The organism is Wolbachia endosymbiont of Cruorifilaria tuberocauda (assembly GCF_013365475.1).
Classification (GTDB): Bacteria; Pseudomonadota; Alphaproteobacteria; order Rickettsiales; family Anaplasmataceae; genus Wolbachia.
The window spans coordinates 719690-735851 of sequence record NZ_CP046579.1 but is presented as its reverse complement, the minus strand read 5'-3'; the positions used below and the strand labels follow the sequence as shown (position 1 = coordinate 735851).

The window sequence follows — 16162 nt, the reverse complement described above, 5'->3', positions numbered from 1 at the left end:
ATATGCTAGAATAGGCTAGTTGATAAAATATTAAGATTTTAATTATATTCTTTATGAGCTATAAAAAGTGTCATTAGTTTGTTTCAAGTACAAGGTGACAAATTTAGATTGAATTTTATGTTCCTTCTAATGCATAAAAAATAGATGTAATAGAAAGCTATTTATGAATAAAGCTGGAGACTACATTATGTGATTAAAATTAGTAATTTTTGTGTGATCTACGGGTAGAGCATGATAAAAAGGCAGAAAGCAACTCAAAATGAGTATTCTACTAATGTAACTTTGGTTTTATTTACTTGATCAAAACTCGACTAAATAATCTTGCTTACTAGTTATCTCAATACATGTACGCGCTTGTAGTTCAATTGGATAGAACGTTGCTCTCCGGAGGCAAAAGTAGAGGGTTCAAATCCCTCCGAGCGCATTTCATTAGTTTGACGGTAGTGCTTTAATATAGCATAATGTTAGAGAATTATATTTAAAGCACAATCATGTCTACTGGTACAGTAAATAAAGTTATACTAATTGGTAATTTAGGAAGAGAACCTGAAATTAGAACTATGCAAAATGGGAAAGAAATGGCAAGTTTTTCAATAGCTACGTCTGAAAGTTGGACTGATAAATCTTCTGGTATACGCTCTGAAAAGACCGAGTGGCATAATATTGTAGTATTTAGTGAGGGATTAGTAAAAATTATTAGAGATCTTGTGCATAAGGGAAGTAAGATCTACATTGAAGGTTCTTTAAGAACTAGAAAATATACTGACCAAAACGGAAGTGAAAAGTATATCACAGAAGTGATACTACAAAACTTTAACAGCACTCTTATACTCTTGGATTCACGACAAAATTTTGATTATAAATCAAATGAATATAAGCAGCACGAAGTAGAGCAGAAGGGTCAGTACAAAAATTTTGATAGTGAAGTAAAAGAAGAGCTGATTGAAGATGAAATACCATTTTAATAACTTCAATTGAAATTATTATCTCCATTTCTATGGACTGCTTGTGTTACTCCTTTTGACTATAGAGGAGACATAGATTATAGAGGTCTATGTCGTTTACTTATGATGCAGGCTAAAGCCGAAAACGGTGTAGTGTTGCTAGGTAGCACTGGGGAGTGTCTGTCACTTACTGATCATGAAAGACGTACGTTAGTTAATTTTGTATGCGAGCTGGAATTGAGTATGAAAATTATAGTTGGTGTACCTGGGGTGAATTTATACCAAACGCTCGAGTGGCTTGATTTTTGCAAAGATATGCCTATTTATGGTTATTTAATGACTACTCCAATTTATACAAAGCCTGGAACAGTAGGACAGACTTTATGGTTTGAGAAACTACTAGAAAAGGCACATGTACCAGCTATGCTTTATAATATTCCATCAAGAGCAGGAGTAAGTCTTTATGTAGAAACTGTGCATAATTTATCTAACCACGAAAAATTTTGGGCTATTAAAGATTCAAGTGGAACTGTTGATACTTTAGTTGAGTATAAGAAAGTTGCGCCAAATATTGAGATTTTTTGTGGTGATGATAATATGATACTTGATATGGCTACTTATGGTGCAGTTGGTTTAGTTTCTGTTGCTTCTAACCTTTGGCCATGTATAGCACATGAGTATGTTAAACGTTGCTTACTACCACTTCAGGGCATGGCAATGAAATCTAGGGATGAAATATCTGCTCAAATGACAAGAAGCCTAGCAAAAGATTTGACAAATATTTGGCAACAAGCCTGTAAAGCGCTATGTGTTGCTAGCAACCCAATACCTATTAAAGCGCTCTTGCATGATATTGGTGTTATAGAGTACGGAACTGTTCGACTACCACTCAGCACGGAAGACTTACCTTCTATGGAAACATTAAGACAAGCTAATAAAATAGTCTATGAGTTGGAAGAATTGGATGATTACTAGGTAAAAGGCAATAATTCCCAACTTTCTCAATTTTGAGCTGTGCATAGCAGTCAAAAAAGAGGATATTAAGTTTTACTTATCAAGAATTGCCTAGTAAGTTTAGTGGTGAATAAGAGTATTCAATTTTCTATGAAAAGGAACAAAATTAATTTACATGCCTTTGTACTTTACTACAACTAAATACCATCTGATTCAAGGAGAAAGACTAGTAAACATTATATGCTATAGTAAGAGGTGGGTAGCGCACACGTGGATCCTTTTTTAATCTCACATAATTGTTCCTTCCTCATTACTATAATTTTTATAGCGAATGTAAATTATAAATTAAAGCTCTTTAGTTAGTCTCTAGTATGCTCTAATTTGTATGTTCTAATGCCTAAGATTTCCAGGTATATCATAATTTTAATCTGTACTAGTTAAGCTGTCAGTCCTAGGAGGTCTTTAAGGTACTATTCAGTGAATGGACACTGAATTTGTTTCATATTGTGATGATTTTAAGTACTTAGAAATTTCTCTGATGAGAAAAGAGATAAAATAGTATCTTAGTTGATATTATTCAAAATAATGGTACTTTAAGGCGAAGTTTCTAGCGGAACTTGTTAAATACATGTCTAGTGTTCTAGAGACCGACTTGGCTTCTTATAAAGAACAAGATCCACATTATGGTTTCTATGCTATAAAATTTTTGCGACATCAAGCGCTGCATATGTAAGTATTGCACTTGCACCAGCACGTTTAAACCCTGCTAAGGACTCATAAATTGCTTTATTGTAATTCAGCCATCCGTTGTTTGTTGCAGCTTTTATCATTGCATATTCACCACTCACTTGATAAGCAAAAATCGGGAAATTAAATTTATCACTTGCTGTCTTGATTACATCTAAGCATGGCATACCTGGTTTTATCATAATGAAATCTGCACCTTCATTTATATCCATTTCAATTTCACAAACTGCCTCTTTTATATTTCTATAGTCCATTTGATAACTATCTTTTTCGATTAGACTTGATGGTATGCATGAGCCAACAATTTGTCTAAATGGTGCATAGAAACTGGAACAGTATTTTACTGCGTAAGATAGTATCAACACATCTTGAAAGTTGTTATCATCTAATATTTTTCTTATTTTCCCTATTCTGCCATCCATCATATCAGAGGGAGCAATTATATTACATCCTGCTTCTGCCAAAACAAGTGCTTGCTTACACAATACTGACACAGTTTCATCATTTTCTACATCTACCAAATTCGCTCTTAGAAGGCCATCATGGCCATGAGTAGTGTATGGATCTAATGCAACATCTGCGATGATACCAATGTTAGGTACATTTAATTTCACAGCATAAGTTGCCTTACAGATTAAATTTTCTGGATTGTATGCTTCCTCTGCATTTTTAGACTTTAACTTGCTATCAACTACAGGAAAAATAGCAATAGCATTAATTCCATAATCCTCAGCTTCTTGAGCTATAGAAACTAATCCTTCTATTGAGTAGCATTTTATACCTGGCAAACCAGAAACTGGTTCAGTTGTTTCTTTTCTGTCATGAACAAAGAGTGGAAGAATCAAATCATTTACTGATAAAATGCTTTCACTTGTTAAATTTCGAATCCATTTACTTAAGCGCCTACGTCTTAAACGTGTGCTTGGAAAATTAAACATCATATCTTCTTTATGACTATTTTGATAAAAGTAAATATCTATAACATCTATATAGTTTTTTTTCAAATTTTATTCTTGTGAAGAGATGTGCAATTTATCTATCGTGTTAATCAACTTATTTCATTATATGAAGCTTTCTTATTATATACTAAAACAAAAATGTCAATAGTTTTGATCAGTAACACCAAAGAAACATAAACCTTAGGTTAGTTTTATCTGCAGATAGTTTAGCTTGTTTTAACTTTCAACTACCTTTTTATAGCTGATTTATGTAACTTTGCTTATAGATGATCAATTTTATTCCAAAAAGTTTTTCCTGTAAATTTATTACTCTTCCTTTATTCTCTACTTATCTCTTTCGTTTCAATGATCTTTTTTAACTTACCATACGCAAACCTTATTATTGATAATTTTCCTACTATTTTCTTAATATACAAGGAAAATGTTTTCTGATGTACTTTTTAATTATTCTGCTCTGTTTTTTGTAGATTTGTACAAACTAAATGAAAATGAATTAAGTCTTTTTAAGATCTACTAGCTTTTGTATACAGTATATTATAGGTAAAGGTAGTCAATCTTTAGAGAATAGAAGTAAAAGAGACTATCATTGATATAATTTAATTGATAAATTTTCTTAATAAGCTCCAGACACATAATAGAATATATTTTAAGACCATTATTTCTAGTAATCTGATCTAAGTAATTACTTATACTCCACTCCTTTTTGTAAGGAATTATTCTGAAAAACATTAATATTCTGCTTATCAGAGGCAATTTCACTATTTATAATAGCGCTTGTTTCAAACTCTTGATTTGTTAACACTAGTTACTAAGATTTTTTAAGATTAGATTTTATTTTTTGTTGAGAGACTTAGGAAAATTACAAGAGATTAATTTAAAAAGTTATCAACAATTATTATAATTACTATCAGCTGCATTTTTAGTTATGCACTTTTATTGATGCTAAATTTGCTCTAATGTGGTGTGGTTAACGATTGTAGTACATTCCTAATTTATCAATACCACTAAGCCTCTACCTGTCTTCATTTTTGCCAAAACTTCTATAAAATGATGTAATTCACTTATATAGCTAAGCTATTTTGATGTCAAAATAAGTGAGTACTTTAGAAACTATTTTTGTCTAAACCTGAGTTCCTTAAAGTCTATCACCTTTGCTCCTTTTGAAGGAATAGGCCTTTTATTAGACTTCTTAATTTTCTTTACCAATGTTATTCATGAATAGGATTTAATGAAGGTCCCATTTTACAGTACTTAGATCTACCCCTTCTTGCACCATTTCCCAGAGTGGGCTCATCTCTCTCAGTCGTCCAACATTTTTAGCAATGAGATCTGCTGCGTATAGAATTTCGTCTTTAGTTGTAAATCTGCCAAGACCAAACCTGATTGATGAATGCTCAAGATCATGCCCATTATTTAGTGACCTTATAACATAAGAAGGCTCGAGAGATGCAGATGTACATGCAGAACCAGAGCTGACCGCTAAATCCTTAATTGCCATGATGAGAGATTCACCCTCAACATATGGAAAACTTAAGTTTAAGTTGCCGGGGATTCTGCTTTTATAATCTCCATTAAGAACAACATCAGGGAATGCTTCTCTTATCTTGCTATACAAAATGTTTCTTAATTCTTCCAACTTAGTTGCTTCTGTTTTCATTTCTTCTTTAGCAATACGCGCTGCTTCCCCGAAACCAACTGAGAGAGGAGTTGGGACTGTGCCAGAACGCATGCCTCTTTCCTGCCCGCCACCACTAATTAGTGGTGTTAGCCTAACACGAGGATTCTTTCTTCGAACATACAATGCACCTATTCCCATAGGCCCATAAATCTTATGACTGGAAAGGCTCATAAGATCAATATTCATTTCATTAACATCAATTGGCACTTTCCCAAAGCTTTGAGCAGCATCTGTGTGAAAAAATATATTGTGTTCTCTACATATTGTACCTATTTCTTTGATAGGTTGCACTACACCAATTTCATTATTGGCCATCATTACCGAGACCAAAATTGTTTTGTCAGTAATTGCTTCTTTTAGTTTCAATAAATCAATAATCCCACTTCGCTTAACAGGTAGATAAGTAACTTTAAAGCCTTCATTCTCTAAGTGCCTACAAGAGTCCAGAACGCACTTATGCTCTGTGCAGACAGTTATTATATGGTTTCCTTTATTTTTATAAAAATAAGCGATGCCTTTGATTGCCATGTTATTTGACTCAGTTGCACCTGAGGTGAAGACAATTTCTTTGCTATCTGCATTTACTAGATCTGCAATATACCTTCTTGCTTTTCCTACTGCTTCCTCAGCAATCCAACCGAATGAATGACTCCTGGAATGTGCATTGCTAAACTCATTGAAATAAGGTATCATCACCTTTAAAACACGAGGATCTACTTTAGTAGTTGACTGGTAGTCAAGAAATATTGGTAGCTTTACTTTAGTATTATGTACTTTCTTATTTTTTACATTCATAGTTAATATAAAAGCTTAAGTGGAAAATTACAGCATTTTATAACATTAAAGCTTAACTCTTTCAAGATGAATTTTTCTAAAATATAAAGTTCAGCTGAAAACATTGTCACCATAGAAGCAGTATTATTTATAACATAAATAAAGGCAAATACTCATTAATTCATGAGTTAGTTTAAAAATTTATTGAGTAATAAAACCTGAAAAATAGCTCATTTCTCATATTGTATTTTTCTGCTAAAAGGTTTCATAAGACTTATAAAAGTATTTTAGCTTGTAAAAAAACTAGTTCAAAAAATATGCAATGTTTAAAAAAACTGAACATATTAAGTTTTATCATTGAATTCATTGCAAGCTACAGAAGTAAGTAAACACTTCAATCCGATAGTTGGACTAGTAAAATCTACATGGTAGTTTTATACTGATGCATTTCTTGTATCTGCAATCTACTCATTTAAGAATTTTAGAGTGATACTACCTGGCCAAAGGGATTTGTCACCAGGTGAATATTGAGTACTTAGCACAAGTTGTATGCAACAAAGATGGAGTTGTATACCCTGATACTGTAGTTGGGTACAGATAGTCATACCACTATGGTTAATGGTTTATCAATTCTTGGTTTGGGGTGTTAGTGGAATAGAAGCTGAGTCTGTAATGCTTGGTCAACCAATTAACATGCTAATTCCAGAAGTAGCAGGGTTTGAATTAACCGGGAAACCATCAGAAGGAGCAACTGTGACTGATCTTGTACTGACAATTACAAATGTTTTGAGGGGGAAAAGGTGTTATTGGTAAGTTTGTAGAATTTTACGGTAGTGGGTTGGTTACTTGTCTGTAGCAGATAGAGCAACAACAGCAAACATGGTACCAGAGTATGGTGCAACTTGTGGATTTTTCCCAATTGATTAGAAAACTCTAGATTATTTAGATCTAACTAGAAGGCCAGAAAGGTTAATTAAGTTGGTTGAAGTTTATGCAGAAGAGCAAGGTTTATTGCAATGTAATAATAGGTTATCATTTTTTGATATACTAGAGTTTGATTTATCAAGTGTGCAAACAGTAATGGCTGGTCTAAAAAGACCATAAGATAAAATTTTGCTTTCCAAGTTTCGGAATCTTTTTCTAAATCTTTTTAAGTTAACGAATTGAGAGAAGGTGACGGACTTCAAGATAAAAGTGTGGTTATTGCTGCAATAACTAGTTGTACTAATTGCTTCAAACCCAAATATGATGATTGCTGCTGGTCTTGTAGCACGCAGTGCAGTTAAACTTGGAATAAAATCAAAAAAACCTTGGATAAAGCTTCTCTTGCTCCATGGGGCACAAGTTGCGATGGACTATTTAGAAAAGTCAGGATTACAAAAGTATCTAAATGCTTTAGTCTTTAATTTAGTTGGTTACAGCTGTACAACATGCATCGGGAATTCTAGCCTGCTAGGTAAAGATGTAGCAAATGATATAAAAAGCAAAAACTTAACTGTTGCTACAGTTTTATCTGGTGATCGCAACTTTAAGGGAAGAATCCATCCTTTGGCTAAAGCTAACTGCTTGGTATCTCATTTACTTGTTATCATATACGCACTTGCAGGCACTGTACGAATTGACCTAACAAAAGATCCTATATGTGAAAGTATAGATGGGTGTGGTGTTTATCTAAAAGATTTATGACCAACAAGCAGTGAAATTGAAAACTATGTTAGAAGTGTTGTGACACGTGAGATGTTCTTACAAAGATACAGAAATATTTTCTGTGGTGATGATCGTTAGCAAAAAATAAAATACAGGAAAAGCGAAGTCTATGACTGGAATGTGAGAAGCACTTATATATAAAATCTTACTTATTTCATTGATTTGTTAATGAATGATTATAAAAACAATGTAGTTAGCATAAGGAATGCATACAGGCTAGCAGTGTTTGGTGACAGTATGACTACTGATCATATTTCTCCTGCAGAGAGGTATTACTTCAAATAGTCTGCTGGACTGTATTTAAAGGATCTTAGAATTGAGTTATGGGATTTTAATTCATATGGATCCGTCGTGGCAACCATAATGTGGATGATGTGTGGACCTTGCTAATCCCAGAATAAGGAATGAAATGGTAAATATTGAATAGGCTACACAAAGCATATTTCTTCTCAAGAGACTATATCGATTTTTGATGCTGCAATGCATTATAGGGAAGACGATATTCCGTTAGTTATTATTGCAGGAAAAGAGTATGGTACAAAGTCAAGTAGGGATTGGGCAGCAGGGGGGGTGTTGCGTTACTTGGAATTAAAGCTGTGATTACGTAGAGCTTTGAGCAGTAAGTATAAAGAGACAATCGGCTTTTTTCATTGACATATAATGATAGTGAAAAATGGGATATTTGACTTAGAAGGTTGCTGATTTTAGTGTTAATGGGTGGAAACTGCTTCATTCTTTAGAAGTAGCAATTTTTGATGATAGGGAAATTTCTGCTTGCTGTTTTCCTTATTGTACTGGTCTAAAATTTCAAGCTTGCTGCGACAAATAGGTGCTGTAGGTCACAACAAGTTACAGAGGAATAAGAAATCATTTCCCATGAGGCCTTCTAGATACCAAATGAAGCTAAGATATTGAAAAATATACTTGTCTTTTTCAGGGATGCCAGTACTTCCTAGGTAAGATATTATTGCTAAATAATGAAGTCTTTTGTGTAGTTTTTGATTGTTTAATACAAATTATTAAAATAATTAATAGAGTGGTTATTAGCAATAATTGCCCTATTATACTACTTATTGCTGAAAATTACAAATTGTAGCTATGATTGTTGGTAGTTTTCTTTCTTAAGAATTTCTTCAGATGTTTTACTTCTGTATTTTTTTTGAGTGATGGTTGATGACGTTTCTATACTTATAGTATTTTCATTTATGGTGATTGTAATACATCTTAGAATTAAGAGCTTGTGATACAATAGGACTAGAGTTGATATTGATCATGTAGTAAAAAGCATCTTATCGATAATGTAACTAAAAATAAGAAAAAATGTAAAAAGATGAGAGCTTAAATCTTTTTCTAAAGTTATTATACACTGAATATATATTTTAGTTAATTTTCAGGTGTTTTTCTTCTTTTGAAAAGAACAAAAGCTTCAGCTAAAGCATGTGTAACTTATTTTGCTTTTGCATTTTGTTGTATTTGAAGTTGTATTTACAACCACTTCTTGAAACTAGACTCGAGTAATACAAATGATCTTTTTTACAGTTATGATCATAATGTTTTACAACTTTCATAGAAATTATGAAAACTGATTAGTGTCTAACTCATTTTAAATATAAAATTTTAGAAGGTGTTGGCGTTAAGGTATTGACATGAAAACATATTTTATAGTAAGGAAAGGAAAGTAATACTTTTTGTTGCAGTTTTGTATGATATTCCTATAAAGATTGCATAGGGGAAGTGTCATGGCATGCAGGTTTCTATAATGGGTTATTTATTAAATCTCTTGGTTTCTGTTGAGATAGTGAAAAGCTGCCAGCAGATATCTCAATAACAATAAAGTGAACTGGGATCATAAAGATATTGAGAAACACAAGTTTTCTGTTCATGTGTGATCTATAGCTTAAAATTTCTAGGTTATAATGTGTGGTAATAGAGCATTAGATAGCTCTGTTCAGTTACTGCTTTTATGACAGGAAACAATGATAATGATGGTATCCTATATGTAGGATGTGCTAAATTGAATTTAATGTTTCTTTTTACTATGCTTTGATGTCTATTTAATGCATGAAAGTTAAAGTATTTTTATATCTGAATCTTCTCTTAAAGAATTTTATGTTAGCACTTTACCTAAGTGATATGTTAATAAACTTAATATCGATTTTTACAGGTTGCATATGATACACTATAGTCCGCTAGTGAGTTAACATCCAAATGAATGTTGGTATATGGAGTATTCTCTAATTGGATAGATAAATAGTTCTAGTTTGTCTAGACTTATGTTGCTTATAATGTGAAGATGTGAAAAGGCTTGACTTAGATTAGTACTTATTTACTATTGAAAGTATTATTTTTGCCTATTCTAAGAATAGTTTAATTAGTTGTATAGGATTCATTTATTATGGTTGCTAATCGTAAAAGTAGTATCAAGCAGAAGAGTGATAAAGGTGACTTAGTTGGGAATATCGATATAGTAAAAACAGCAGCAGAACTTTCACTTCAGAAGGGTCTAGATTTTGAGGTGATAATAAAGGCATTAGAGAGTGCGATAGAAGCAGTAGCTTACCAAAAATATGGTAATAAAAGCAGAGTTGTAGTTAATGTAGATAGAAGTACAGGAAAAGTTATTTTATACAGAGAATTAAAAGTTATTGATGATGGGTTAGGTAAGGAAGAAAATAATGAATATGAATCAATTGTTCTTACTCAAGCTAAGTTAATAAAAGAGGACGCAAAAGTTGGAGATACTATTAATGAGTTCCTTTCTCTGAGTACTGATCTTGCTTCAGCAAGAATTGCCCAGCAAAGAATTGCTCAAGTAATTAAGTATGAAGAATTGAAGAAACAGTACTTGGAATTTAGAAATAAGATAGGAGAAATAAGATGTGGTATTGTTAAACAAGTAGAGTATTCAGATTTGATTATAGATATAAATGGGGCTAGAGCATATCTTCCATTGCGAAATTTAATCGGTGGTGAATCCTTTCGTGAAGGTGATAAGGTTAAAGCTTATATACAAACTGTTAAACATTCTGATGATGGGCGACAAATTATTCTCTCTAGATCACATGGAGGATTTTTAGAGGCATTATTAAATCAAGAAATACCAGAGGTTGCTGATGGTCTAGTGGTAATCAAAGGTATAGCTAGAGATGCAGGATCAAGGTCTAAGGTTGCTGTTTTTTCTCCTGATAAGAACATAGATCCAGTAGGTGCTTGTGTTGGTGTTAAGGGAGAAAGGATAAAAACCATAATACATGAATTGAATGGGGAAAAAATTGATGTTATAAATTACTCTTCAGATCTTGGGCAGTTTGTTATTAAAGCAATTACTCCTGCAGAAGTATCAAAAGTTATTATTGATGAAAATGAAAATTGTATAGAATTAATAGTTCCAGAAGATCAATTAAGCTTAGCTATAGGGAAAAAAGGTCAAAATGTAAGATTGGCTTCAGAGCTTATCGGGTGGAAGATTGAAATACTGAGTACTCAGCAAGAGTCAGAAAGAAGGAATAGAGAGCTGAGCCAATGTTCAGCTTTGTTTGCTGAAGCTCTAAATTTAGAGGAAATCATGGGCCAATTGTTAGTTACAGAAGGTTTTTCAAGTGTAGAAGATATATCTGATGCTTCGGTTAAAGAGCTTGCTTCGATAGAAGGCTTTAATGAAGATATTGCAAGTGAGCTACGTAGCAGAGCAAAAAAATACTTGAAAGTAAAAAATGATAAAAAAGTAGAGGAATTAAAAATTTTAGGTATGGAAGATGATGTAATCAACCTGCCCTTGTCAATAGATGGTAAAATTGCTCTCAGCAAACATGGTATTAAAACTTTAGAAGACGTAGCAGATTTATCTAGTTATGAATTTTGTAGTATACTTTCTGATTCAGAAAGCAATAGAGAGGATTTAAGAGATGTAGTCGATTTGATAATCATGGAAGCACGTAAGAAACTTGGTGTAATATAGCAAAGTAGTATGAACAGCGAAGAAAGTATCAGTGATAAAAAATTAACACTTCAAGGTTTTAACAAGCTTAAATTTGGTTTTGATTTTGATCATCCACTGAGTGCAAGTACAGGAGCTATGGTAGTAAAAAAAAGAAGAAGAAAAATCGGTGGTTCAGAAGAGCAAGAGGAAAGCAAGTTAGGTTCATTAACAGAAAAAGAGCAGATTTCCCGTATTAATGCAGTGCAAAATGCTGCCCTGCTAAAAGAGAAAGTTCTAAAAAAAGAAAAGGAAACAATGACGAAGGAAGGTGGTAATAAGAAGATTGATAATGAAAACGGGTTTTCTAGTACTTCACTTAAAGTAACTAAAGAAAGAAGTTCAAGCGGTTTTAACTTAGTAAAGATGATGGAAGATGGAATTGATGACATAGGTATCAGCAAGAGGCCTTTAAAGAGTAATAAAGATATATATTCTAAATATTCTAAGCTAATAATTGCGCAGTCGATGGATGATAAGGCTGAGCAAGGTTCAGTATTTAAGCAAAAATTTGGGATAAGAAGTAAAAAATCAAAGTTTATTAAAGGCAAAAACATATCAAGGGAAGTTATCATACCAGATAAGATTACCATCAGGGAATTATCTATTCGTATGGCAGAGGACAGTAAAGATGTACTAGGAGTGTTGAGAGAAGAAGTAAATAAAGATCACAAAGCTGATGATTCTATAGATCCAGGTATAGCATGTAGAATAGTGAGAAAATTCAATCATATAGCTAAACGAGTAAGTAATGCTGACAAGGAAAGAGATTTATTTTTTGTAGAAAATAAGAAAAGCTTAATTAAGAAACCTAAGCCACCAGTTGTTACATTTATGGGACATGTTGATCATGGAAAAACTTCGTTGCTTGATGCATTCCGCGAATCTAATATTGCAGAGATGGAGTCTGGTGGGATAACTCAACATATAGGCGCTTATCAGATAGTTACAAAAAATAGGCAAAAAATTACTTTTATTGATACACCAGGACATGAAGCATTTACTGCAATGCGTGCGTGTGGTGCTAACATTACTGACATAGTTGTGATAGTCATTGCAGCTGATGATGGAATAATGAGACAAACAATTGAGGCTATAAATCATGCAAAAGCTGCAAATGCTTCTATTATTATTGCTATCAATAAAATTGACAAGTCACAGCCTGGAGATCTAAAGAAGATAATTAATAGTTTACCTCAGTATGATCTTATCCCTGAAGAGCTTGGTGGTGATATTATAGTGATACAAGTGTCAGCAAAAAAGAGAGTTAACTTAGATAAGCTAGAAGAGGCAATCTTATTAATTGCTGAGTTAATGAAGCTTGAGGCAATAGAAGATTGTCGAGCACTTGGGTGGGTGGTGGAATCTAAAGTTGATAAAATTAAAGGGATATCAGCTACGTTGATAATTGAGGAAGGGACGCTAAAGGTTGGCGATATGTTAGTAGCAGGTACAACGTATGGTAAAGTACGTAGTATGGTTAATCATCTTGGTCAGAAAGAGAAGATTGCTCTGCCTTCTACTCCAGTTGAAATTAATGGTCTAAACGGTGTACCGAATGCTGGAGATAAGTTTGTTGTTGTGAATTCTGAGAGACAAACCCGTGAAATAATTGAATATAGATTAGAGTTAGCCAGAAAAAATGAAGGTAATTTAAATAATAATAATTTTAGTATACTTAGTTATGATGATAATAAAATAGAAGAAATATCTGTACTTTTAAAATGCGATGTCACTGGTTCTATTGAAGCAATATCAAATTCAATTGGTAAATTAGGCAAAGGTCAAGTAAAATTAAACATCTTACATAAGGCAGTAGGAGGAGTAACAGATTCAGATGTGTTGCTTGCAGAAGCGTCAAATGCAGTAATTTTAGCATTTAATGTCAAGGCAGATTCAAAAGTAAAGGATTTGGCAAAACAAAAGGGTGTAAAAATACATGCTTATGGCATAATATATGAACTCATTGATGACATGAGAATGTATCTGACTAAAGTATTAAAGCCAATAATAAGGGAAGTACATATTGGATCTGCATCAGTGAAGCAGGTATTCAGTGTATCTAAAGCTGGTAATATTATTGGATGTTATGTAAGCAATGGAGTTATAGAAAGAGATTCTTTAATTAAGGTAATACGCAATAGTAAGTTAATATGCAAAGGAAAGTTGAAAGCTTTGCGTAGATTTAAAGATGATGTTAAAGAGGTAAGCGCAGGTTTTGAATGTGGAATGTTTCTTGATGTTAATATTGATGTTAGGATCGGGGATCTTTTGGAAATTTATCACTTAGTACAGGAAGAAAGGCTATTATAGTAGCAAATATGAAGAAGGAAATTAGAAGTCTGAGAATAGCATCTGTATTACATAGGGCAATATCTAGAGTATTGATGGAAGGAAAGTTATTCAATAATAAGAATGTGATAGTATCTAAGGTGAAGTTAAGTAAGGATTTTAAAAAAGCAGACATATATGTTGTGCTATCTTCGTTAAGTGGAAAAGATTGTGCTGCTGATATTGTTATTAATGAAATTAACAGGTCTGCATGGTTGATACACAAATCTTTATTGGTTTATGTTAATTTACGATTTGTACCTAAGTTAGTTTTTAAACTTGATTTAGCATTTAATAATTTTGTTAATATAAATAAAATACTAGGTAATCGCACTTGATCGATGTATTTTAATCGTTACTTTTTGTTGATTAGATTGAATAATTTGACAGGTTTTTGGCTCATATTATTCCCTAGTTTAAGTGGGATTATTTTAGCATCAGCTTCTCCTCTATCATGGCAAACTTTTTTTATCTCTTTTTTATTCACTGTGGGTGCATTTTTAATGAGGTCTGCGGGTTGCATAGTTAATGATATTTTTGATAAAGAGATAGATGCGTGCGTTGAAAGGACAAAGCATAGACCACTTGCAAGTGGTTTACTAAACTTAAAGCAGGCTTTGACTTTGCTTTCTCTGTTGCTATCTATTGCACTAGTGATTCTATTGCTCACCAATAAAACTACCCTTATACTTGGAATAGTCTCTATGTGTATGGTTATTATTTATCCTTTATTAAAACGTTACCTTTGGTGTCCACAGTTGTTTTTAGGGTTTACTTTTAATATGGGTTCACTCATGGGTTGGACGGCGGTAAAAAATCAGGTTAGTATAGAACCTATATTTTTTTATGTGGGATGTATCTTTTGGACACTGGGCTACGATACCATATATGCTCATCAGGATAGAGTAGATGATGAAAAATTAGGAGTAAGATCAACTGCATTGTATTTTGGCAATACAACAAAATGTTGGTTAAGAACGTTTTACATAATTTCCATTATGATATGGCTATGTGCTGGTATATTATCATCTTTAAATAACGTTTTTTATATTGCCTTACTTGCTATAGGGTTTGCATTTTACTACCAATACAAAGATCTTGATCTCAATGATCCTAGTAAATGTATGTACATATTTAAAAATAATTCTTATGTAGGACTACTGCTTTTCTTTAGTATTCTTTTAGATAGAATGGTAAATTGAATATAGTTACAAAGAACCACTCAAAGTACTTTATTACAAGTTATGTAGGAGGTGTTTTTATTAACTATTATTCTATAAAAAACTTTCCAAAAGCGATGCTAGGAAGTGTAGTAAGAAATACTGTTTATAATTTTGGGAGCATTATAGTTATCTTAGCTATAGAAGCATGTATTCTAAGGAGATGTAAAGGTACGAGGAACTTGAAAATTTCGACAAATGCCATCGTTTTAATAGCTAAAGCATTTCTAGCTCAGAACTTGTTTCTAGTCTCTATAGATTCTGAGTTGAAATTTGGCATGAAATCTAAATGTTTTTTGAATTATATGGAATTCCAGTGACTGGATATCTTTTTAAATTGTGTTTACCTTTACAAAGTTATGCTGAACTAGAAAAAGGTTAAAATTCAAATTTATTTGAAGATAATAGAGTAAAATCAAGCTGAGGTTTCTGCTTTTGTCCGGGCTAGGTAAAACTCATAGTAAAGATGAAATCTATTTCTATTTTTATGAAAAGTTAAGAATAAGAAATCCTTGTTTTCAATTTTCCAATTTTTGGAAATAGAGTAGGAATGAAACGATATTTTTTTGATTATGTAAAATTATAATCTGTATTATAACATACCATCCTTTAAATGGAACCATGTTATACAGACTAGGGTTATAACTTTTTATATAAAATTATATAAAATTCTGTTCCGATTGTTTAATAGTAATTAGTCATGGAAGTTACTCATAAATTTATGATGTGTGCATAAATACATGCTGCATTCCAAGATAATGAAGCTTTACTTAATTAAGATCTAAATGTTTCATACTACTTTTAACTGAGAATTTTTTAACAAATAAGGGATCATATTTTACAATGATCATTATAGTTTCTATTCATTCCAG

The 16162-nt window shown here is 32.4% G+C and carries 10 protein-coding genes, 1 tRNA gene and 1 pseudogene; 10 read left to right on the top strand and 2 right to left on the bottom strand.

Going from position 1 to position 16162, the window contains the following annotated elements; genetic code table 11:
• Positions 1 to 350 precede the first annotated feature (350 nt).
• From GOY13_RS02915 to dapA, 3 genes are all read left to right on the top strand, one after another.
• Positions 351 to 424: transfer RNA gene (locus GOY13_RS02915), tRNA-Arg, on the top strand.
• 67 nt (positions 425 to 491) lie between these two features.
• Positions 492 to 965 carry a single-stranded DNA-binding protein gene (ssb, locus tag GOY13_RS02910; RefSeq protein WP_175814312.1) on the top strand — a complete coding sequence of 158 codons (474 nt, stop codon included), beginning with the start codon at positions 492 to 494 and terminating at the stop codon, positions 963 to 965.
• A gap of 9 nt (positions 966 to 974) precedes the next feature.
• On the top strand, positions 975 to 1919 hold the full coding sequence (gene dapA / locus GOY13_RS02905; protein WP_175814311.1) for a 4-hydroxy-tetrahydrodipicolinate synthase: 945 nt from the start codon (positions 975 to 977) through the stop codon (positions 1917 to 1919).
• 674 nt (positions 1920 to 2593) lie between these two features.
• On the opposite strand, the gene hemB is transcribed toward dapA, so the two are convergent.
• Together hemB and GOY13_RS02895 are read right to left on the bottom strand one after the other, a co-directional pair.
• Entirely contained in the window at positions 2594 to 3583 is a 990-nt protein-coding gene (hemB, locus tag GOY13_RS02900; RefSeq protein WP_175814441.1) for a porphobilinogen synthase, read from the bottom strand.
• A 1246-nt stretch (positions 3584 to 4829) separates the two neighbouring features.
• Positions 4830 to 6077, bottom strand: coding sequence for an IscS subfamily cysteine desulfurase (locus tag GOY13_RS02895; RefSeq protein WP_175814310.1), 1248 nt, complete (start codon positions 6075 to 6077; stop codon positions 4830 to 4832).
• Positions 6078 to 6674: 597 nt separating this feature from the next.
• Here GOY13_RS02895 and GOY13_RS03515 point away from each other — a divergent pair.
• The 7 genes and pseudogenes from GOY13_RS03515 to ubiA all read left to right on the top strand — a co-directional run bounded on the left by GOY13_RS03515 (position 6675) and on the right by ubiA (position 15272).
• Positions 6675 to 6983: pseudogene (locus tag GOY13_RS03515) on the top strand (aconitase family protein).
• Positions 6984 to 7301: 318 nt separating this feature from the next.
• Positions 7302 to 7742: an aconitase family protein gene (locus GOY13_RS03510; protein WP_246214295.1), complete on the top strand. Its 441-nt coding sequence runs from the start codon at positions 7302 to 7304 to the stop codon at positions 7740 to 7742.
• Between the two features lie 501 nt (positions 7743 to 8243).
• On the top strand, positions 8244 to 8363 hold the full coding sequence (locus tag GOY13_RS03505; protein ID WP_246214294.1) for a hypothetical protein: 120 nt from the start codon (positions 8244 to 8246) through the stop codon (positions 8361 to 8363).
• Between the two features lie 1795 nt (positions 8364 to 10158).
• Complete coding sequence (gene nusA / locus GOY13_RS02885) at positions 10159 to 11721, top strand: transcription termination factor NusA (protein ID WP_175814309.1); 1563 nt, start codon at positions 10159 to 10161, stop codon at positions 11719 to 11721.
• A gap of 9 nt (positions 11722 to 11730) precedes the next feature.
• On the top strand, positions 11731 to 14052 hold the full coding sequence (infB, locus tag GOY13_RS02880) for a translation initiation factor IF-2 (RefSeq protein WP_175814308.1): 2322 nt from the start codon (positions 11731 to 11733) through the stop codon (positions 14050 to 14052).
• A gap of 8 nt (positions 14053 to 14060) precedes the next feature.
• Positions 14061 to 14408: a ribosome-binding factor A gene (locus GOY13_RS02875; protein ID WP_175814307.1), complete on the top strand. Its 348-nt coding sequence runs from the start codon at positions 14061 to 14063 to the stop codon at positions 14406 to 14408.
• Positions 14409 to 14411: 3 nt separating this feature from the next.
• Positions 14412 to 15272 (top strand): 4-hydroxybenzoate octaprenyltransferase, encoded by an 861-nt coding sequence (gene ubiA / locus GOY13_RS02870; RefSeq protein ID WP_175814306.1) that lies wholly within the window; start codon positions 14412 to 14414, stop codon positions 15270 to 15272.
• Positions 15273 to 16162: the final 890 nt, after the last annotated feature.